This window comes from Pontixanthobacter luteolus, from assembly GCF_947494915.1.
GTDB classification, from domain to species: domain Bacteria; phylum Pseudomonadota; class Alphaproteobacteria; order Sphingomonadales; family Sphingomonadaceae; genus Pontixanthobacter; species Pontixanthobacter luteolus.
In genome coordinates this window covers 1,017,147-1,037,146 of sequence record NZ_CANLWR010000001.1, presented here as the reverse complement: position 1 = coordinate 1,037,146, position 20,000 = coordinate 1,017,147, and the positions used below count along the sequence as shown (strand labels likewise).

At 58.7% G+C, this 20,000-nt stretch carries 15 protein-coding genes and 2 tRNA genes; 5 read left to right on the top strand and 12 right to left on the bottom strand.

The annotated features are described in order from the left end of the window. The first annotated feature begins 1 nt into the window (after nt 1). A complete protein-coding gene (locus PO778_RS04960; RefSeq protein WP_271438818.1) occupies nt 2-3,538 on the top strand; it encodes an error-prone DNA polymerase in 3,537 nt (1,178 codons plus the stop codon). Between the two features lie 2 nt (nt 3,539-3,540). Then, complete coding sequence (locus tag PO778_RS04955) at nt 3,541-4,269, top strand: extensin-like domain-containing protein (RefSeq protein WP_160729959.1); 729 nt, start codon at nt 3,541-3,543, stop codon at nt 4,267-4,269. Nucleotides 4,270-4,279: 10 nt separating this feature from the next. Here PO778_RS04955 and phoB read toward each other — a convergent pair whose 3' ends face one another. From phoB to recJ, 9 genes are all read right to left on the bottom strand, one after another. Further along, nucleotides 4,280-4,969 carry a phosphate regulon transcriptional regulator PhoB gene (gene phoB / locus PO778_RS04950; protein ID WP_160729958.1) on the bottom strand — a complete coding sequence of 230 codons (690 nt, stop codon included), beginning with the start codon at nt 4,967-4,969 and terminating at the stop codon, nt 4,280-4,282. 82 nt (nt 4,970-5,051) lie between these two features. Then, complete coding sequence (gene phoU / locus PO778_RS04945) at nt 5,052-5,720, bottom strand: phosphate signaling complex protein PhoU (protein WP_160729957.1); 669 nt, start codon at nt 5,718-5,720, stop codon at nt 5,052-5,054. A gap of 1 nt (nt 5,721) precedes the next feature. Further along, the gene (gene pstB / locus PO778_RS04940) at nt 5,722-6,468 is read right to left on the bottom strand and encodes a phosphate ABC transporter ATP-binding protein PstB (RefSeq protein ID WP_202391657.1); all 747 of its coding nucleotides are present in this window, start codon (nt 6,466-6,468) and stop codon (nt 5,722-5,724) included. 38 nt (nt 6,469-6,506) lie between these two features. Next, nucleotides 6,507-7,757 (bottom strand): phosphate ABC transporter permease PstA, encoded by a 1,251-nt coding sequence (pstA, locus tag PO778_RS04935; protein ID WP_271438817.1) that lies wholly within the window; start codon nt 7,755-7,757, stop codon nt 6,507-6,509. Next, complete coding sequence (gene pstC / locus PO778_RS04930) at nt 7,750-9,135, bottom strand: phosphate ABC transporter permease subunit PstC (protein WP_271438816.1); 1,386 nt, start codon at nt 9,133-9,135, stop codon at nt 7,750-7,752. Before pstC ends, pstA begins: the two co-directional genes overlap by 8 nt. Before the next feature lie 133 nt (nt 9,136-9,268). Then, entirely contained in the window at nt 9,269-10,393 is a 1,125-nt protein-coding gene (locus PO778_RS04925; protein WP_235903609.1) for an ATP-binding protein, read from the bottom strand. A gap of 159 nt (nt 10,394-10,552) precedes the next feature. Continuing rightward, nucleotides 10,553-10,627 (bottom strand) — tRNA-Glu (locus tag PO778_RS04920). Nucleotides 10,628-10,680: 53 nt separating this feature from the next. Next, nucleotides 10,681-10,755: transfer RNA gene (locus PO778_RS04915), tRNA-Glu, on the bottom strand. Nucleotides 10,756-10,846: 91 nt separating this feature from the next. Further along, nucleotides 10,847-12,628, bottom strand: a complete 1,782-nt coding sequence (recJ, locus tag PO778_RS04910; protein WP_271438815.1) for a single-stranded-DNA-specific exonuclease RecJ — start codon at nt 12,626-12,628, stop codon at nt 10,847-10,849. A 79-nt stretch (nt 12,629-12,707) separates the two neighbouring features. Here recJ and PO778_RS04905 point away from each other — a divergent pair, with 79 nt between their 5' ends. Together PO778_RS04905 and PO778_RS04900 are read left to right on the top strand one after the other, a co-directional pair. Then, a complete protein-coding gene (locus PO778_RS04905) occupies nt 12,708-13,199 on the top strand; it encodes a flavodoxin family protein (protein ID WP_271438814.1) in 492 nt (163 codons plus the stop codon). Nucleotides 13,200-13,348: 149 nt separating this feature from the next. Beyond that, nucleotides 13,349-14,068 carry a hypothetical protein gene (locus PO778_RS04900; protein ID WP_271438813.1) on the top strand — a complete coding sequence of 240 codons (720 nt, stop codon included), beginning with the start codon at nt 13,349-13,351 and terminating at the stop codon, nt 14,066-14,068. A gap of 47 nt (nt 14,069-14,115) precedes the next feature. Here the strand turns inward: PO778_RS04900 and PO778_RS04895 are convergent, their stop codons facing one another. Together PO778_RS04895 and PO778_RS04890 are read right to left on the bottom strand one after the other, a co-directional pair. Continuing rightward, nucleotides 14,116-15,087, bottom strand: a complete 972-nt coding sequence (locus PO778_RS04895; RefSeq protein ID WP_160729949.1) for an NAD(P)H-dependent flavin oxidoreductase — start codon at nt 15,085-15,087, stop codon at nt 14,116-14,118. Between the two features lie 101 nt (nt 15,088-15,188). Further along, nucleotides 15,189-16,232, bottom strand: coding sequence for an amidohydrolase family protein (locus tag PO778_RS04890; protein ID WP_271438812.1), 1,044 nt, complete (start codon nt 16,230-16,232; stop codon nt 15,189-15,191). A 147-nt stretch (nt 16,233-16,379) separates the two neighbouring features. On the opposite strand from PO778_RS04890, the gene PO778_RS04885 reads away from it, so the two are divergent. After that, complete coding sequence (locus tag PO778_RS04885; protein WP_271438811.1) at nt 16,380-18,161, top strand: vWA domain-containing protein; 1,782 nt, start codon at nt 16,380-16,382, stop codon at nt 18,159-18,161. A gap of 6 nt (nt 18,162-18,167) precedes the next feature. On the opposite strand, the gene leuA is transcribed toward PO778_RS04885, so the two are convergent. After that, complete coding sequence (gene leuA / locus PO778_RS04880) at nt 18,168-19,847, bottom strand: 2-isopropylmalate synthase (protein ID WP_160729946.1); 1,680 nt, start codon at nt 19,845-19,847, stop codon at nt 18,168-18,170. Nucleotides 19,848-20,000: the final 153 nt, after the last annotated feature.

The window sequence follows — 20,000 nt, the reverse complement described above, 5'->3', positions numbered from 1 at the left end:
TATGCCGGAGGCTCCGCTTACCCCTGACAAGCGCACGCTGGAGATTGATCCGGCAATGCTCGATGCGCCCGCGTGTGCGCCTTTCGTGGAACTTGGATTGGTCAGCTGCTTTAGTTTCCTGCGCGGTGCGTCTGACGCCGTAGACCTGGTGCTGGCCGCAAGGCAGCTGGGCTATGATGCAATCGCGATTGCCGATGCCAATACGCTGGCCGGGGTCGTGCGTGTCCACGCAGAGGCGAAAACGGTTAAATTGCAGCCGGTTATTGGTTGCAGGATCGAGACTGTCGAGGGGCTTTGCTTTCTTGCCTACCCGCGGGATCGGGCAGCTTACGGGCGTCTCTGCCGCCTGATTTCTGCCGCGCGAATGCAGACGCTGGACGGTGAGTGGCAGGAAAAGGGTGCATGCGATATCTCGCTGGCCCTGCTTTCGCAGCATAGCGAAGATGTGCAGCTGATCCTGATGTCTCCGTCCGATCTGCAAGCGCAGTTCACGATACCAGCCTGGGGCAGCAACGTCGTGGATCTGGATGGATCTGCGCTTGCGGCGTCAATTGATTGTAATTTCGAGGAAAGCCTGCCCCATCTGGCGGCCGGCCTGCCATCGCTGCGGCACCTTGCCGCAAGCTACCTCTACACCGGCAATGATATCGCCCGGATCGACCGCCTCGATATGCTCGCGCGGCAGAACGGGCTTTGTCTGCTAGCGACCAACGATGTCCATTATCACACGCCCCAGCGCAGGCCGCTGCAGGATGTCATGACCGCGATCCGCCATAAGACCACGGTGGCAAAGGCAGGGCATCTTCTGCACGGCAATGGGGAGCGCTACCTCAAATCGCCCGAAATGATGGTAAAGTTGTTCGAACGGTGGCCGCACGCGATCAGCGCCGCCCGCGAGGTGGCCGATGCGTGCCGTTTCAGCCTGGACGAATTGCAGTATGAGTATCCGGAGGAAAGCTATCCCGGCGGCATGACGCCGCAGCAAATGCTTGAAAAGTCTAGCTGGGAAGGGGCCGCGTGGCGGTATCCAAATGGTGTGCTCGATAGCGTCCGGCTGACGATCGAGAAAGAACTGGCGCTGATCGAGAAGCTCGATCTCGCGCGCTATTTCCTCACCATCAAGGAGATCGTCGACTTCGCGCGCGGCGTCGATCCGCCGATCCTGTGCCAGGGGCGGGGCAGCGCGGCCAATTCGGCGGTGTGTTATTGCCTGGGCATCACCAGCGTCGATCCTGCAAAACATGCTTTGCTGTTCGACCGCTTCATTTCCGAGGAGCGGAAGGAACCGCCCGATATCGATGTCGATTTCGAGCATGAGCGGCGCGAGGAGGTGATCCAGCATATTTACCAGAAATACGGGCGCCACCGAGCCGGCCTGTGCGCCACGGTGATCCATTACCGGCCGCGCATGGCGATCCGCGAAGTGGGTAAGGCGATGGGGCTGAGCGAGGACATAACCAGCGCACTCGCCAAGACCGTCTGGGGCGGGCATGGCCGTGAGATCGGCGAGGCACATGTGGCTGAGACGGGGATGGACATCACCGAACCGCACCTTCGCCGGGTTCTGAATCTGACCGAGCAAATGATTGGAATGCCTCGGCATTTGTCGCAGCATGTCGGCGGCTTCATCCTTACCGAAGGGGCGCTGACTGAAACCGTTCCGATCGGCAATGGCGCGATGCCCGACCGCAGTTTCATTGAATGGGACAAGGATGACATCGAAACGCTGGGAATTCTGAAGGTCGATGTGCTGGCGCTGGGGATGCTGACCTGCATCAGGAAATGCCTCGATCTTCTTGAAAACCATCATGAAAGACGGCTCGAGCTGGCCACTGTCCCGCGCGAAGATCCGGAGACCTATGCGATGCTGCGCAAGGGGGACTCGCTGGGTGTGTTCCAGGTGGAAAGCCGCGCACAGATGAACATGCTGCCGCGGCTGCGCCCGCGCGAATTCTATGATCTGGTGATTCAGGTGGCGATCGTGCGTCCCGGACCCATCCAGGGGGATATGGTCCACCCCTATCTCAAGCGGCGGCGCGGCGAGGAGAAGGTGATCATCCCGGCCCCCGGGCCTGAACACGGACCGCCGGACGAATTGTCGAGCATTCTGGAGCGGACCTTGGGCGTTCCGATCTTCCAGGAACAGGCGATGAAGATCGCGCTCGATGCGGCAAAGTTCAGCAGTCTGGAGGCCAACCGCCTGCGCAAGGCGATGGCGACATTCCGCAGCCGCGGCATGGTGGACGAGTTGCAGGACATGATGGTCGAGCGGATGGTTCATCGCGGCTACGACCGCGAGTTTGCCCAGCGCTGTTTCAACCAGATACGCGGCTTCGGCGAATACGGCTTTCCCGAGAGCCACGCCGCCAGCTTTGCGCATCTTGTTTACGTGTCGAGCTGGCTCAAATGCCATTTCCCCGCGGCCTTTGCCTGCGCCTTGCTCAACTCTCAGCCAATGGGCTTCTATGCCCCGGCACAGATCGTGCGAGACGCGGCAGAGCATGGCGTCACAGTGTTACCGGCTGACGTCAATCAATCGCAGTGGGATTGCACGCTGGAGGAATTGCGCCGGCCAGCAGGACAGGCAGGGGAAAAAGGGCGCATGGACAGCCATATCGCACTGCGCCTCGGCCTGAGGCAGGTCGATGGTTTGCCTGAACATGTTGCGGCGCAATTGCTATCGGAACGTGAGAATTCAGGGGGTTATACTGACGTCATGGCGCTGCGCGACCGTGCGCGCATCTCCCCGGCTCATATCGAAAGGCTGGCATCGGCCGATTGTTTCTCCTCCCTGCGGCTTTCACGGCGGCAAGCCTTGTGGGATGCGCGCAGCCTGATCGGTGGGCCGGACTTGCCGCTGTTCAGCTATGCAGAGGAACGCGATGAAGGGGCCGAGCGGCACAAAGCGGCTTTGCCCGCCATGCCTCTGTCCGAAGAAGTGGTGAATGATTACCAGACCACGCGTCTCAGCCTGAAGGCACATCCCATGGCTTTCTTGCGCGCTGGGCTGGGTGAGCGCGGCTTCGTGCGGGCGTGCGACCTCAGGAAGCGTAAATTCCGCTCCATGGTCAATGTCGCAGGCGTCGTGCTGATCCGTCAGCGGCCCGGCAGCGCCAAGGGCGTTTGCTTCATCACGCTTGAGGATGAGACCGGCGTGATCAACCTGGTCGTGTGGCCCGATCTGAAGGAGAAGCAGCGGCGGGTTGTGATGGGTGCCCGCCTGATGGAGGTTCGCGGGCGTGTGGAGTATGATGACGAAGTGATTCATGTCATTGCTCACCACATGACCGATGCCTCGAACGAGCTCTACAAACTGTCGGATGAAATGCTCAATGCCCCGGTTGCGCGCGCTGACCATGTGAATAGCCCGTTGCCGGCCAAGCTGAACCCCAGAGATGACTTGAGAGAAGGTGCAGAGGACCCATATCGGCCGGTGGAGCCATGGGAGGAGCCGCCGCCGGGCAATCGTGAATGCGGATGGCATGGCGGCCACCCGCGCGACGTCCGCGTAATCCCCAAATCGAGGGATTTTCATTGAATATGGGCAAGTCGCGAATTTCCCGCAAAATTGGTGTGTTCAAGGCAGACAGGAGGGCCGCGCTTGCAATCGCGATCCTGGCGCTCGCGCTCGCTGCCTGGCGGTTCATGGCCGAGAACCCGCAACACAATCCATGGGCACCGCTTGATCTACGCGATCCGGTGGGCTGGACCACAGCCAGCAAACTTTCTTCGCTGAGGGATGATACGGCGCTTTGCCGCGCTGTCCTTACGCGAAGCGAGATCGAATTCGAGGCCCTGCCGCCATCAGGCGAAGGCGCATGCGCCCGCCGCGACCGGACCTTGCTGACCACATACCCGTTTGCCGGAAGGCCGCCGGCGACAACCTGCGCGGTAGGTGCCGGACTGGAACTGTGGTTGGAAAGAAGCGTTCGCCCCGCCGCACAGGAAATGCTGGGCAGCAAAATCGTTTCTGTTCAGCACTATGGCGCATATAGCTGCCGCCGCCTCTATGGCCGCGACGATGGACCATGGAGCGAACATGCAACCGGCAATGCCATCGATATATCGGGGTTTGTGCTGGCAGATGGCCAGCAAGTCAGCCTGGTCAATAATTGGGAGGGTGATGCAGATAAGTCAGCGTTCCTGAAACGCATCAGGGACGAGGCGTGCGATATATTCGGGACTGTCCTTTCGCCCGCCTACAACGAACAGCACCGGGATCACTTCCATCTGGATCAGGCAGCGCGGTCATGGAGCACCTGCCGGTGATCGGCAGAAATCAGACCCCTTCCATCGCGTAGCCGGCTGAACGGACGGTCCGGATCGGATCCTTCGTCCCGTCCATCTGGATCGCTTTGCGCAGGCGGCGAATGTGCACATCGACCGTCCGCAATTCGATGTCGCTGCCCGTTCCCCAGACACCGTCGAGCAGCTGGTTGCGGGAAAATACCCGGCCCGGACTTTCCATGAAGAATTTCAGCAGCCGGTATTCGGTCGGGCCAAGCTGCAAATTCTTGCCGCAGCGTTCGACCTTGTGAGCGACCGGATCGAGACGGATATCGCCGACCTCGATCGACTCGCCTGCAAGTGCAGGGCGGATGCGGCGCATCACCGCAGCAACGCGTGCCAGCAATTCGCGCGGCGAAAATGGTTTCGTAAGATAGTCATCAGCGCCAGTTTCCAGGCCGCGGATCCGGTCATCCTCGGCCTCGCGCGCGGTCAGCATGATGATCGGGACGTGTGCCGTGGCTTTGGCCCTGCGCAAGCGCCGGCACACCTCGATGCCGCTCGTCCCTTCGATCATCCAGTCGAGAATGATCAGATCGGGCACATCCTCTTCGGCAAGGATCAGCGCCTCATCGCCATCAGGCGTGGTGCGGACATCATAGCCTTCGTTCTCGAAACGAAATTCCAGCAGTTCGGAAAGCGCCGGATCATCTTCGACAAGCAGCAATTTGGCGTTTGGCATTTTGGATTCGCCCCTGTGATTTTCATCCTTCTGGCGCGAAAATTGTTACAGCATCACGACAGCAATATGTCAGGCGCGCGGATCAACTATCCTCGTCTGGCGGATAAAACCCGGTTGCCGCGAAATGCACCATCTCGGCAACATTGGTTGCGTGGTCCCCGATGCGTTCGATATTACGGGCAATGAACAGCAACTGCGCAGCGCTTGAAATGGTTGCAGGATTCTCAACCATATAGCTGACAACATTGCGGAAAATACTGTTGTAGAAAGCGTCGACTTTCTCGTCAGTGGCGATCACTTCCTTTGCCAGGACAGGATCGCGTGCGGCATATGCAGTCAGCACATCATGCACCATTTCACTGGCAACTTCGCCCATCGCGGCAAGCAATGTGAGCGGTTCGAATTTCTTGCGATCTTCAATATCGCTAACGCGCTTGGCGATGTTCTTCGAATAATCGCCGATGCGTTCAACCACGCCGGCAATTTTCAGCGCTGCGATCACTTCGCGCAGATCGTCGGCCATGGGCGCACGCAGAGCAATGATGCGGATAGCCAGCTTGTCGACTTCGGCTTCCAGCGCGTCGATTTTCTTGTCGCGCTTGATCACCCCGGCGGCGAGCTCTTCATCTCCGCGGATCAGAGCGTCCAGCGCCTCGTGGATCGACAGTTCAGACAGGCCGCCCATCTCCGCGATCAGGCCGCGAAGACGAGTGATGTCCTCGTCGAAGGCTTTGACTGTATGCTCGTTCATTTTAGCCGTACCGTCCTGTGATGTAATCTTGCGTCCGTTGCTCCAGCGGATTGGTGAAAATATCCGTGGTCCGCCCATACTCTACCATTGAGCCAAGGTGGAAGAAAGCGGTCCGCTGGGAAACGCGCGCGGCCTGCTGCATGCTGTGCGTGACGATCACGATTGCATAGCGTCCGTTCAATTCGTCGATAAGCTCTTCGATCTTGGCCGTCGCAATCGGATCGAGCGCAGAACACGGCTCGTCCATAAGGATAACTTCAGGATCAACTGCAATTGCGCGCGCAATGCACAGACGCTGCTGCTGGCCGCCGGAAAGCGCGGTGCCGCTGTCGGTCAGCCGGTCTTTGACTTCGTTCCAGAGGCCAGCACGCTGAAGCGAACGCTCGACAATCGCATCCAGTTCGTCTTTCCCCTCGGCGATGCCGTGAATTTTCGGACCATATGCGATGTTGTCGTAAATCGACTTCGGAAACGGATTTGGCTTCTGGAAAACCATGCCCACGCGGGCGCGGAGCTGGACCACGTCCATCTTCGAACGATAAATGTCCTCACCGTCCAGGGTGATCTCACCATCGACACGTGCCGAAGGGATCGTGTCATTCATCCGGTTGAGCGTACGCAGGAACGTGGATTTACCGCAGCCTGAAGGGCCGATGAAAGCGGTCACGTACTCGGTCGGAATGTCGATCGAAACCTTATCGATCGCCATTTTGTCACCATAGTAAACGGACACGTCCTTCGCCTTCATCTTGGCGTCGGTAGTTTCCAGATTGGGATGGATTACTGTCACCACTTTTTCTCGAATTTGTTGCGAAGGTAGATTGCGAGGCCGTTCATCAGCAGGAGGAACAGCAATAGCACGATAATTGCGGCCGATGTACGTTCGACGAAGCCGCGGTCGATTTCATCCGACCACAGGAAGATCTGCATCGGCAGGACCGTAGCCGGGGAGGTAAACCCGTCTGGCGGCGTCGAGACGAACAGGCGCATACCGATCATCAGCAGCGGCGCCGTTTCACCCAGTGCGCGAGCCATTCCGATGATTGTACCGGTCAGGATGCCGGGGAGGGCAAGCGGCAGAACATGATGGAACACCACCTGCACCGGTGATGCGCCAATCGCCAATGCGCCATCGCGGATCGACGGCGGAACGGCCTTGATCGCATTGCGTCCCGAGATGACAATCACCGGCAGCGTCATCAATGCCAGCGTCATCCCGCCGATAACCGGAGTGGAGCGCAGATTGGGGAACAGGAAGAGGAACACGGCAAGGCCAAGCAGGCCGAAAATGATCGAAGGAACGGCTGCCAGATTGTTGATCGACAGTTCGATAAAGTCGGTCCAGCGGTTTTTCGGGGCGAATTCTTCCAGATAGAGCGCAGCCAGCACACCGATCGGGAATGCAAGTAGCAGCGTCACGAGCATGGTGAGCGCGGAGCCTTTCAGCGCGCCCCAGATGCCGGCGGCTTGCGGGTCAGTTGCATCAGACCGGCTGAGGAAACCCGCGTCGAAATTCTTTTCCAGCTTTCCTTCAGCGGCAAGCTGGCTGGCCAGCGCCTTCATTTCGGGCTGGCCTTCACCGTCGAAACCGGATGCCAGCGACGGCGCTGCGGGGAGCCAGAAGATATTCTTCTCCCGCAGAATGTCCGGGTCGGCAATGATCTGATCGGCGACTTCGCGCCAGGCAGTGTCACTGATCTGCGCGGCCCCTTCCACCCCGAGAGACTGCTCGGCATAGAATTCAATCACCGCAGGCAATCCCTGCATTTCAAGGCTCTGGACCGCGTTATCCTGCGCCAGTGTGCTTGCATTGCCCGACAGACCAGCTTCGGTCATATCGATGGGCACAGCGAGTTCTGCACGCTGGAAGCCGCCAATGCCGTTGATGGTCATGGTGACGAGCAGGAACGCCAGAATGACAACGGAAAATAGCACAGCCCCAAAGCCGATGGCCTTGAACCGTTTTTCCGCAGCGTAACGCTTCTTCAGGCGCGCCTCGAAGGCAGCCGAGCGGGTTGGGAGTTCGATATCACTCATAAGCTTCGCGGAACCTTTTCACGACGCGCAGGGCGATAAAATTGAGACCAAGGGTGACGATGAACAGCACGAATCCCAATGCGAAGGCGCTGAGCGTGGCCGGGTGGTCGAAACTGCCTTCACCGGTGAGCATCTGAACGATCTGGAATGTTACTGTCGTCATCGCTTCCAGCGGATTGGCCGTCAGATTGGCCGCTGCACCGGCGGCCATCACCACGATCATGGTCTCACCAATCGCGCGGCTGATCGCAAGCATGATACCGGCGACAATGCCGGGCAGGGCAGCGGGGACGAGGACCCGTTTGATTGTTTCGGATGTGGTTGCGCCCATTGCCAGGCTGCCATCGCGCATGGCCTGCGGGACAGCGGCGATAGAATCGTCGGCCATGGACGATACAAACGGAATGATCATCACGCCCATCACAAGGCCGGCAGCCAGCGCGCTTTCGCTGGAAGCACCGCTTATCCCAATCGATACGGCCAGATCACGGATGAATGGCGCCACGGTCAATGCAGCGAAATATCCGTAGACCACGGTCGGCACACCGGCGAGGATTTCCAGCGCGGGCTTCAACCAGCTGCGGGTACGCGGGGCGGCATATTGAGTAAGGTAGATCGCGCTCATCAAGCCAAGCGGTATCGCGACAATCATGGCGATGATTGCGCCGATATAAATGGTACCCCAGAACAGAGGGATCGCACCAAACCGATCGGGATCCGGATTATCCGGATTACTCATTGGATCGGGGCCCCATTCGGTACCGAAGAGGAAATCGATCGGGTTCACCATGCCGAAGAAACGGACCGTCTCGAACACGAGGCTCACGATGATGCCCAGAGTGGTCAGAATCGCAACCAGCGAGGCCACAAGCAGGGTGCCCATGACGATCCGCTCTACACGTGTCCGGGCGCGGAAATCGGGTTTGACCTTCAAGAAAGACCATGCCCCGCCCAAGAAAGCGATCACAAGCGTGGCCAAGCCGCCTAGAAGACCATATCGGGAAATCGCGTCACGGTATGGATCAACCAGAGCGGCAGCCTGTTCATTGAAAACAGCGGGCGCACTTCCTGTCGCGACCGACTTGGCTTCTCGCAACAGTGCATCGCGCTGGAAGCCAAATTCCGGCAGCTCGGATGCCGCCGGCGATGCAATGACGGCCTGATCGATCAATTGCGGCGAAACGAATGACCAGATTGCGATAAACAGGACTGCGGGGATGGCGATCCAAAGGGCAACATACCAACCGTGATAGCTTGGCAGGGCGGCCAATCGGCCGGATTCGGCTTTGCTGCGAAACGCCCATGCACGCGCACGAGCGGCCAGCCAGCCGGCAAGGCCGAGACCGATCACGAGTAGCAGAAGTATCGCTGGTGACATTGCTAAGGCGTGTCCTGAGTCATTCGCAGATTATCGGCGTTGCTGGGGAAGCAGCGGGAAGTCAGAGAATCGGACGAGTGCCGCATGCTGTTCGCAGCACCGTTGTTTGAGAAACATGACAATTCCATGACAATCACGATGCCTTACCATCAACCAGCGGGATTCGGGCCGAAACAACCGTTCCCTGACCTTGTTGGCTGGCGATGTCGAGCCGTCCGCGGTGACGTTCAACAATATGTTTCACAATCGCCAGCCCCAATCCGGTACCGCCCGATGCACGGCTGCGGCCCGGATCGGTTCGGTAAAAGCGGCGCGTCAGATGCGGGATATGCTCGGCCGGTATGCCTTCACCTTGGTCCGCCACAGAAATCAGGGCTTCATCATTGTCCGTCCGGGACAGGCTGACGTTTACAGCACCGTCAGGGCCGCCGTACTTCAGCGCATTATCGACCAGGTTTCGTACCAATTGTTCCAATTGGCGCTGGTCCCCGAGAACGGTAAGGCCAGCAGCAAGATTGAATGTTAGGCGAGGGACTCTCTCGAGGCCGGCCGCGTCACGCGATGCGGTTTCGATCAATGGTTTTAGGTCGACCCTCTCGCGCGGCTGTTCATGCTTTTCCGCTTCGATCCGGGACAACGACATCAGATCGCTGACCAGGCTCTGAAGCCGGTTCGCCTCTGCGAGAATGGTGGAAAGAAATTTGTGCTTGGTGGCTTCTGCTACCTTGGTGTCACTTTCCTGCAGCGTCTCGACATAGCCAATGATCGAAGCAAGCGGCGTGCGGAGTTCATGACTGGCATTGGCAACGAAATCCGTGTGGGCCCGCGCAATGTCCACCTCTGCAGTCTGGTTGAGAAGTTCCACCACTGACAGATTGTCGGACAAAACCTTGCGGTTCATCCGCCACACATCGCGCCGCCTGACCAAACCCACAATCTGCGTGAATCCACCATTTTGCTTGTCCAGAAGGCGTATTGCTTCTGGATGGCGAAACGCGACGCGCATGTCCTGGCCGACAATATGCTTGCCCAACAGCTTGCGCGCGGCCCGATTGGCAACGCTGATCCGGCCATGATCGACCAGCAGGATTGGCGTTCCTGAAAATTCTATCAGTTCGCTCATCTTGTCGGTGCGGAAGGGATCCTGCTGCGGGGCGACTTGGGGTGGGGGCGGCCGCAGCGTAAGTATCCAGATCGAGCCAATCCAGACCAGTCCGGAGGCAGCGATCACCCAAGCATCGACTCCGGCGATTCCCATGACAATCAATGTCGCGGCGCAGAGTAGATAACTCGGCCAGGTATGGGGTCCGGTCTGGTCCATCTTGCCCGCGGCCTTAGCGTTAGAATGCGGCACACACCAGACGCGAAATTGCAAATCCGCAAGCGAATCTGAGGGTAACCGATGCTGTGGGAGGATTGGTGACCCCTACGGGAATCGAACCCGTGTTTCAGCCGTGAAAGGGCCGCGTCCTAACCGCTAGACGAAGGGGCCATCCTGTTGGCCAGCGCACAATGCCGCTGACCTGGAATGAAAAACGCCATCGATGGTGACCCCTACGGGAATCGAACCCGTGTTTCAGCCGTGAAAGGGCCGCGTCCTAACCGCTAGACGAAGGGGCCATACCGATGGCGTGGCGGCGCAATTAGGGGCGTGGAACGGCCGCGTCAAGCCTCGGCAAGTCATTGTTGGCGCTTTGATGCAATTTTCTGATCAATCTGCCCAGGCTGCGTCTTCCAAATGCAGCTCTGCAGCTGGCCTGCTGCCCCAGTCATCGATCTTTGCCCGGCCAGCGAGCCACAATTTGCGCCCCTTCGCCGCATGCAGCAGCGCTTGGCCCATATCGGTCTCTACTGCTCGGAATGCGATCGCCTTGATCGAGCCGCCATCATTGCCACCGACAATCAACCTCAGATGATCAGTGCCGACAACATCGGCCTTGATCAGATGGACTGGGCCCACGGCAACTCTCGGTCCGGGCCAGCCTACGCCATAAGGGCCGGCTTCCTCGAGGCTTTCAACCAGCGACGGTACAAGCCCGCGCGGCGTGACCGCCAGATCGAGAAGCACCGATTGCGATGCCTGCGCCCTCGCTACGGTATTGCCCAGCCGGGCATCTAGATAATCCGCAAATTCTTCCAGCTTGCCAGCCTCGATTGTGAGGCCAGCCGCCATCGCGTGGCCGCCGCCGGCCACCAGCATTCCCTCTGCACGGGCAGCGATGATCGCCGCCCCAAGATCCACGCCGGAAATCGATCGGCCCGATCCTTTGCCGGTGTCACCATCCATCGCGATCACGATTGATGGTTTGCCGGTCTTTTCCTTGATCCGCCCGGCGACGATCCCGATCACGCCTGGATGCCATCCTTCGCCGGACAGGACGATAACGGCACGGTTGTGCTGCTGCGCAATCTGTTCCTCTGCCGCTTCTTGAACGGCAGCCTCAATCGCGCGGCGTTCCTCATTCAGGCTCGAAAGCTGAGCGGAAATGTCGCGTGCTTCCTCAGCGTCCTTTGTGGTCAGCAGGCGAACGCCAAGTGTGGATTCGCCAACCCTGCCGCCAGCATTGATGCGCGGACCCAGAGCAAAGCCGAGATCGCTGCAAATCGGCGCGCGTTTGAGCCTGCTGGCATCGATCAGCGCCGCCATCCCGGTGTTGTTACGGCGAGACATCACTTTCAGCCCTTGCGCCACGAAAGCGCGGTTGAGCCCGTGCAATGCGGCAACGTCGGCAACGGTACCGAGCGCGACCAGATCGAGCAGCGACATCAGGTCCGGCTCCGCGCGCCCGTCGAAGAAACCCTGCTTGCGCAGCGTCCGCACAAGCGCGATGCCGAGCAGAAACGCTACGCCCACGGCAGCCAGGTGGCCGAACGAAGCCGCGAAGTCCGATTCGTCGAGCCGGTTCGGGTTTACAAGGGCTGCGGCCTTGGGCAGCTCGGCTGCGCATTTGTGATGATCGACGACTATGACATCGACGCCTGCATCCCTGGCCATTTCCAGCGCCTCGTAAGCCATCGCGCCGCAATCGACCGTGATGATCAGGCTTGATCCTTGTTCTGCCAGTTTGACCAATGCTTCGCCGCTTGGCCCATATCCTTCGAGCAGGCGATCAGGGATGTAATAATGCGCATCACAGCCCAGCATACGCAGGAGCCGCACCATGAGTGCAGCACTAGTCGCACCATCCACGTCATAATCGCCGTAGATCGTGATTTTTTCCTGGCTCAGTATCGCTTGCGCAATTCGCTCAGCTGCAACATCCATGTCCTGAAATTCTGACGGATCGGGCAAGAAAGTGCGCAGAGTAGGCGACCGGTGCCGTTCAAGATCATCCTGTCCCACGCCGCGCGACAGAAGAAGCTGGGTCACAATGTCGTTTTCCAGGCTCGCGGAATTATCGGCAATATCCATATTGCCGCCGCGCCAATGCCACGCCTTTCCGGAAAGGGAATTTGTGACCCCGAAAACGGGTGTGAGTGTTCGTGAAGGCATCCGAATCCATTACGTGATCCCGGCCAAGCTGACAAAGGGTAGATGTTGACAATCGACAGCCGGACGCGATGGTCCGGCCATGGCGGATCCACATGAAAAGCTTTTGATAATCTGGCATAGCCGCACCGGAGCGAGCGAGGCGATGGCCAAAGCGGCTCTCGAAGGCGCGGGTGAGGTTGGCCGAATCTTGGCCGCAGATGCCGTGGAGCCTCGCGACATAGTGAACGCCGGTGCGTACCTATTCGTGTGTCCTGAAAACCTTGCCTCCATGTCCGGTCTGATGAAAGAAATGTTCGACCGGTGTTACTATCCAGTACTCGGCCAAATCGAGGGCAGGGCATACGCCACCGCAATCGCCGCCGGGTCTGATGGTGAGGGGGCGCAGCGGCAGATCGACCGAATTGCTAAGGGTTGGCGCCTCAAACGAGTGGCTGAACCGCTGATAATCAATTTCGATGCGCAAACACCGGAGCAAATCCTCGCGCCTAAAATCATTGCAAGTAACGACGAAGAAACGTGCCGGGAATTGGGCGCGGCGCTGGCTGAAGGCCTGTCGATCGGAATGTTTTGATTTGTTGCATCCAATTCGGATTATTCATCTTTTGAGGGACTCGACTGCGCAGAAAAACCTAGTCAATAGGCTCCCAGAGGACGAGTAGGGAGCGCAAAGCGATAAAACGGAAACAACCCCAGAATGAAGCGAGGCCGGCGGGGTTGTTGTTGCTGGCGTTTGCTGAAGGGGCGAAAGCCGATGCGGCGACTGTTCTGACGGCTCTCGAAGCCAGCGAACGGATCTTCGTTAGCCACGTGCCCGATGCGATTGAGCATGCAGGATGGGCGGAACTCCTCGTCGATGGTCTGACCTACGATATCTCTGGCTTTGGCGTAGATGCAGAGACCCGGATTGCACGGCCTCGCCACCATTTCGGATATAGCGATACTGACTATTGGCCGGACTCGCTCCCCGACACATTGGCGATTTCCCTCGGCCCGCACCTGCGAAATGCGAGCTCGCACCTTCCGATTCTGCGTGGAATCATGGAAATCGGCGTTGCCCTGAGCGCCGCTTTGCCTGATGTTATTGCGGTCATCTGGAGACCTGCAGAACTTGCGATTGAGCCCGGGCATTTCCAGTCTGACATGGCCCGATGGCTGGATGGCGGTACATTGCCCGCGCAATTACTCGCACCGGTCAACAGCTCGCTGGATGGCGGACTGCAAAGCACTGGACTGGCTCACTTCACCGGGCAAGAACTCAGGATTGAACCTGAACTCACCGAAGATCGCGACTATGCGATGCGACTGGCATCACGCCTGCTTGGCCAATTGCTGCTTTCGCCACCTGTCAGCAGCGTCGAACAGGTGATCGGACCCGACGGCAATGCTCTGCGCCTTGAACCGTCGCGCAACGGAAAATTCGTGCGTGTCTGGAGGGGGTAGTCATCAGTCGGCGGCCAGAAGTATCTGGCCGCTAACCTTGCATTCAATCAATCAACCAGCTTCGCCAGCAGGTCACGTTTCGCTTCGTGATATTCGCGCTCAAGCCGGTCCACACGGTCTGCAACGCTGTCGACCGCATCGACTACTCCAACGCCCTGGCCGGAACCCCAAATATCCTTCCAGGCTTTCGCCTTGCTGTTTCCGCCGGACCCAAAATTCATCTTGCTCGGGTCGCTTTGCGGCAGATCGTCAGGATTGAGGCCAGCTTTCTCAATCGATCCGCGCAGGTAATTGCCGTGAACGCCGGTGAAGAGGTTTGTGTAGACGATATCGGCCGCACGGCTGTCGACGATTTCCTGCTTGTAGGCTTCGTCGGCATTGGCCTCCTTGGTCGCAATCCATGCCGATCCGATATAACCGAAGTCCGCGCCCATTGCCTGCGCCGCAAGCACCGAACGCCCGTGCGCGATAGATCCCGACAGCGCGACCAGACCATCGAACCAGCTGCGAATTTCCTGCATCAGCGCGAACGGCGATTGCGTGCCTGCATGTCCGCCGGCACCAGCCGCGACCGGGATCAATCCGTCGGCGCCCTTTTCAATAGCTTTGCGCGCGAAACGGTCATTGATGACATCATGCATCGAGATACCGCCCCATGCCTTGACCGCAGCAAACACTTCTTCGCGCGCGCCGAGTGAAGTGATGACCATTGGCACCTGCCACTTCGCGCAAACTTCCATATCTTCATCGAGACGATCGTTACTGCGATGCACGATCTGGTTGACGGCAAAGGGCGCTGCCGGGCGGTCCGGATTGTCACGATTGTGCGCGGCCAGTTCTTCAGTGATCCGGTGCAGCCATTCATCCAGCACGCCGGAAGGGCGGGCATTGAGAGCAGGGAAGGAACCGATGATCCCGGCCTTGCACTGCGCGATGACCAGTTCCGGGCCAGATACGATAAACAGCGGTGAACCGATTATGGGAAGGCGCAGGCGGTCAAAGGGTGCGGGCAGGGTCATCGGGTGCTCCGTTGCGAATTGAAATTGAATTTGCGGTTTATGGGTTCACAATGGTCTTGTCGAGTTTCCGCACTTGCCACCGATGTTGGGGCCCGCCGACCCTACGTCAACAGTTCTTCAATGCCGTAGAACCGGGCGGCATTTCCGGCATAGAGCGCGGCCTTTTCGTCGGCTGAATGACCGGATGTGATTCGCTTGAAAGCGTTCCACAATACCGGGTAGCTGGCGCCCCACCTGTCGACGGGATAATTGCTTTCGAACATCGCGCGATCTGTGCCGAACGCTTCGATGCAGGTCTCGATATACGGGCGCCACATCGCTGCGAGAGTCTCCGATCCGACGCCTTGCGCAGGTCCGTGCTCCGGCATGCCGCAGAACGCCATCGCCAACCCGCCAAGTTTGACCGACACGTTGGGGCATTCTGCAAGTGCGTGGATCGACGAACGCCACCGGTCGAAGTTTTCGTGCAATTTGCCGTGGTATGATGCGATGTTCAGAGGCGTGCCGCAGTGATCGATAACGATCTTCTGATCGGGGAATGCCTTTGCCAGATCGGTCACATCGCCGATCTGAGGTTCGAGTACCCACGCGTCGAACGTCAGCCCGCGGCTTGCGAACTCGCCAAATCCAGACCGGAACGCGTCGGAGCCATACAACCCTTCCGGGGCATGAAATGGCGCGCCCAGCACGTCTGGATCGGCATCCCATGCGCCCTGATGCCGAATGCCGCAGAACCGGCCATTCCCCGCCGCTTCCAAGGCATCTAGAACCGGGCCGACCTTCGAGCCTAGCGTCAGATCGGCGTGGCCCACGATGGATGCGCACGCACGAAGAGGGCCGTAGAGGCCGCTGGCAAACTGCGCGGCGACACCGTTTACAAATTCGACCTCGCCGACAACCTTCATCTCGTCACTGGCGTCGGCGCGGTAGAATGCACCGCATTCCATGAAGACCGTGCCGACCACATTATGCCCGCTGGAAACGTCGGCATGCAATTGGTCGAACGTGTAATAAGCAGCGCCCACGATTGCATCCAGAAACGGGTGCCTCGGCTCGGGAAAAGCGGGGAGCATCGGGCGCAGGTCCCACAGATGGTGATGCGGGTCGATGATCGGCAGATCGGGTTCGAGTATTGCTTCGGTCATAAAGTTTCTCCCTTGATGCACTGTAAGGTGGAAATTTGACCTGTCGAGAGCTGAGGGAAGGCGTAGGTTTGTCGAAAATTTTACTCTGCACTATCACTTTCCGGAAATGGAATGAGAGTGTTAGAGTGATGTCAGGAGGTCGCGAACATGAAGCTTTTAGATCCGAAAATTGCCTTTGCCGGTTTGGCAGCGGGGGTTCTCTTAACCGCTGATGTGGGCCTGTTGGCTCAGAACCAGATGCCTGAAGACGAAGAGGCGCGGGAGCAAACCATCATCGTCACGGCGACTCGGCTCAGGCAAAGCGGATCACAGGATATCAAGCAGTTCCGGTCCCTTTCGCTGGACGGCGAATTTCTGCCCAGACCCGAAAGCCTGACGATCGAAGGACTGCTGGGCGAATATGATCTGGCTCTGCCGAGCAAGTCGGAATGCGATCAGCTGTTCTGCATTGCGGGATACGCGGCGGAGGCCAATCTGCCTACACGCCCGCAAGACGAGTATTTTGTCGGGCTGGGGTTTGAAAGCAACGCGGATGCGGATGCCCTCCAGAAAGAGCCGCTAAGCCTGATTGCGGTAATTGATCGGTCGGGTTCCATGTCCGGTGAGAAAATCGCCCGAGCGAAAGAAGGCTTGCTGCAGGCAATCTCGATGATGCGCGACGGGGACCGCCTTGGCATCGTCGAATTCGGGACCGAGACGAACCTGTTGCTGCCGGTGACCGATATCGGCGGGAATCGCGAGCTGATTGCGGAAACGATTTCGGCAATCGAGGCTGAGGGATCGACCTTCATGGAGGCGGGCCTTCGTCTGGGATTCGAGACCGCTTTCGAAGAGCTGGAACAGTCCGGCCGCAAGACCCGCATGATGCTGCTGACGGATGAGAAGCCTAATGTCGGCAACACCGATCCAGAAGGGTTTATGGGTCAGGCTGTGTCCGGTTCGCGGCGCGGTGTCGGGATGACCACGATCGGTGTCGGGCGGGATTTCGACAACGCACTGGCCATGCAGCTATCGAGTGTGCGCGGCGGGAACCTGTTTTATCTGGCCACGGATGCCGATGCACCGGCGCTCTTCCAGCGCGAATTCTTTAACATGGTCACGGAAGTTGCCCATGATGTGACGATCACCATGACCCCGTCTGCCGGATATAAGCTGAACGCGGTTTACGGTGTGCCCAATGAAGTGCTGACCCAGACCCCTGCGGGCGCGATCACAGTCACCATCGGGTCCGCTTTCCTTTCCAGTAACGGCGGCGGGATTTTTACTAGTCTTGAAACCACGGAGGTGGCAAGTGCGCCGCCCAATGAACAGCCGCTGATGTCGGTTGCAGTCAGCTATACCGACGCGCGCAGCGGCGCTGCCGGGACGAATTCAGACACGGTCATGCTGCCCGGCGGTGAAGTTCCGCAGAACCTGAAACTGGCGCAGGCGCTGGTCGACGAATACCTTTCGCTTTCCGGTGCGCTGGAACTGTATCATGCGAAAGGCGATGCACCGGGCGCATACCGGATGATTTCCGGATTGTCGGAGCGGCTCGGCGGTGCAGAATTTGCTGGCATCGGCAAGGAACGTGAAATGGTTGCGGGACTGCTCGGCAGAGCGGGTGCATTGGCAGGGCAGGGTGATGTGCCCGCTGAAATGCGCCACCTTGGCGTTATTGGCCGATGGGAAGTGACCCGCCAGCGCGGCCTCAATGATGTCTTGCGCGGCGACACGGTTGAACTGACCGGCGACGGCGAGCTCATCACTGAGCGCAAGTCAGGTCCCGAAGCTGGCCGCGAAGTATACCAGACGTTTCAGATCAACGAGGACCAGATGCACATCAATTACACCGATCTGGTTTTCTATTACCGGCTCAAAGGCGAAAAACTGCAATTGCGGGGCAAGAACGGCAAAACGAAGCTGTTCCTGAAACGCATCGGCAGCTGATCGAGGTCACTTCGCAATTGCAGAGTTTGCCGCGCTCAACACCGCGCGCACGCTGGCTGTCGCGACGTCTTCATCAATCCCTACGCCCCACAATGTCCGTCCGCTGGCGTCACGGCACTGGAGGTAGGCGGCAGCATTGGCATGGGTGCCGGCACCAAGCGCATGCTCGCTATAATCGCTGACTTCCAGTTCCACGCCGAAGCTTTCACGGATGGTGTCGATCACCGAAGAAATCAGGCCGTTGCCTCTGCCGCTGACGCTCTGTTCCTTGCCCTGAACCGAGATCGTACCGGCGAATACGCGGGTTCCGTCAGTAGCCCGGCTTTCTTCGTAAGAGACGAGCTGGAAATGCTTGTCCGGGGTTTTGACATGATAAGCAGTCTGGAACGCATCCCAGATGTCCGCAGCGTTGAGTTCGCGGCCCAGTTCGTCGGCCAGATGCTGAACGTGGCGCGAGAAATCGGCCTGCATTGCCTTGGGAAGCTTCAAGCCCTGATCCTGCTCGAGAACCCAGGCGAATCCGCCTTTACCGCTTTGTGAATTCACCCGGATCACGGCCTCGTAACTACGGCCAAGGTCAGCCGGATCGATCGGCAGGTAAGGTATCCTCCACCGTTCGTCATTCTGAGCTTCGTGAGCGGAAAACCCTTTCTTGATTGCGTCCTGATGGCTGCCGGAAAACGCGGTAAACACCAGTTCGCCGCCATAGGGATGGCGTTGGTGAACCGGGATCTGGTTGCAATATTCGACAGTTTCGATGACGCGGTCGATATCCGAGAAATCGAGCCCTGGATCGATACCTTGCGTGTACATGTTGAGCGCGACAGTCACGAGGCAGCAATTACCGGTACGTTCGCCATTGCCGAACAGGCATCCTTCTACGCGGTCTGCCCCGGCCATCAGGCCCAGTTCCGCGGCAGCGACACCTGTTCCGCGGTCATTATGCGTATGCAGGCTGATGACGGCCGCCTCGCGGTTTGGCAGGTTACGGCAGAAATATTCGATCTGGTCGGCATAAATGTTGGGGGTTGCCGCCTCCACCGTGGCCGGGAGATTGAGAATGATCGGCTTTTCAGCAGTGGGTTGCAGCACGTCCATCACCGCCTCGCAAACCTCGATGCTGAAATCGAGTTCGGCGGTGGAGAAGGTTTCAGGGCTATATTGAAAATTCCAGTCGGTATCGGGCCGTTTGGCGGCCTCGTCACGCATCACTTTCGCGCCGTGAATAGCGATCTCCCGGACTTCGTCCTTGCTCATCCGGAACACGATATCGCGCCATGCCGGGCTGACCGCGTTGTAGAGATGTACGATGGCCGTGCCGGCGCCTTCCAGGCTTTCGAAAGAGGTCCGGATCAGATCTTCGCGAGACTGGGTCAGGACCTGAAGCATTACGTCACCGGGTACCCTCCCGGATCGCACCAGCCCCTGAATGAAGTCGAATTCGGTCGCGCCGGCACTCGGAAAACCAACCTCGATTTCCTTGACCCCGATTTCAACCAGCAGGTCGAAAAACCGGTTTTTCTTCACCGCGTCCATGGGATCGATAATCGACTGGTTGCCGTCCCTGAGGTCAGTCGAAAGCCAGCGGGGCGGGGCGGATATGACATTGCCCGGCCACTGCCGGTTGGGCAGGTCGATCTGCGGAAATGCCTGATATTTGCGAGAAGGGTTGCTGAGCATGGTCATTGATGAAACTCGAAACTGCGATTTTGCGGAATTTTGGCGTTTTCCCTTGGGCGATCAGCGCACCCGATTAAGCACGCCGGTCTTCACGCCCAAGGGCGGGTAAGTCGCAGGAGTAGTTCGATGGCCTTTGGCATGTCTCATTCTATGAGGGTT

Bases quoted from the DNA above. Each gene is read 5' to 3' on its own strand.
- PO778_RS04960 (WP_271438818.1), top strand. From the start codon at position 2: ATGCCGGAGGCTCCGCTTACCCCTGACAAGCGCACGCTGGAGATTGAT.
- PO778_RS04955 (WP_160729959.1), top strand. From the start codon at position 3,541: ATGGGCAAGTCGCGAATTTCCCGCAAAATTGGTGTGTTCAAGGCAGAC.
- phoB (WP_160729958.1), bottom strand. From the start codon at position 4,969: ATGCCAAACGCCAAATTGCTGCTTGTCGAAGATGATCCGGCGCTTTCC.
- phoU (WP_160729957.1), bottom strand. From the start codon at position 5,720: ATGAACGAGCATACAGTCAAAGCCTTCGACGAGGACATCACTCGTCTT.
- pstB (WP_202391657.1), bottom strand. From the start codon at position 6,468: ATGAAGGCGAAGGACGTGTCCGTTTACTATGGTGACAAAATGGCGATC.
- pstA (WP_271438817.1), bottom strand. From the start codon at position 7,757: ATGAGTGATATCGAACTCCCAACCCGCTCGGCTGCCTTCGAGGCGCGC.
- pstC (WP_271438816.1), bottom strand. From the start codon at position 9,135: ATGTCACCAGCGATACTTCTGCTACTCGTGATCGGTCTCGGCCTTGCC.
- PO778_RS04925 (WP_235903609.1), bottom strand. From the start codon at position 10,393: ATGGGAATCGCCGGAGTCGATGCTTGGGTGATCGCTGCCTCCGGACTG.
- recJ (WP_271438815.1), bottom strand. From the start codon at position 12,628: ATGCCTTCACGAACACTCACACCCGTTTTCGGGGTCACAAATTCCCTT.
- PO778_RS04905 (WP_271438814.1), top strand. From the start codon at position 12,708: ATGGCGGATCCACATGAAAAGCTTTTGATAATCTGGCATAGCCGCACC.
- PO778_RS04895 (WP_160729949.1), bottom strand. From the start codon at position 15,087: ATGACCCTGCCCGCACCCTTTGACCGCCTGCGCCTTCCCATAATCGGT.
- PO778_RS04890 (WP_271438812.1), bottom strand. From the start codon at position 16,232: ATGACCGAAGCAATACTCGAACCCGATCTGCCGATCATCGACCCGCAT.
- PO778_RS04885 (WP_271438811.1), top strand. From the start codon at position 16,380: ATGAAGCTTTTAGATCCGAAAATTGCCTTTGCCGGTTTGGCAGCGGGG.
- leuA (WP_160729946.1), bottom strand. From the start codon at position 19,847: ATGACCATGCTCAGCAACCCTTCTCGCAAATATCAGGCATTTCCGCAG.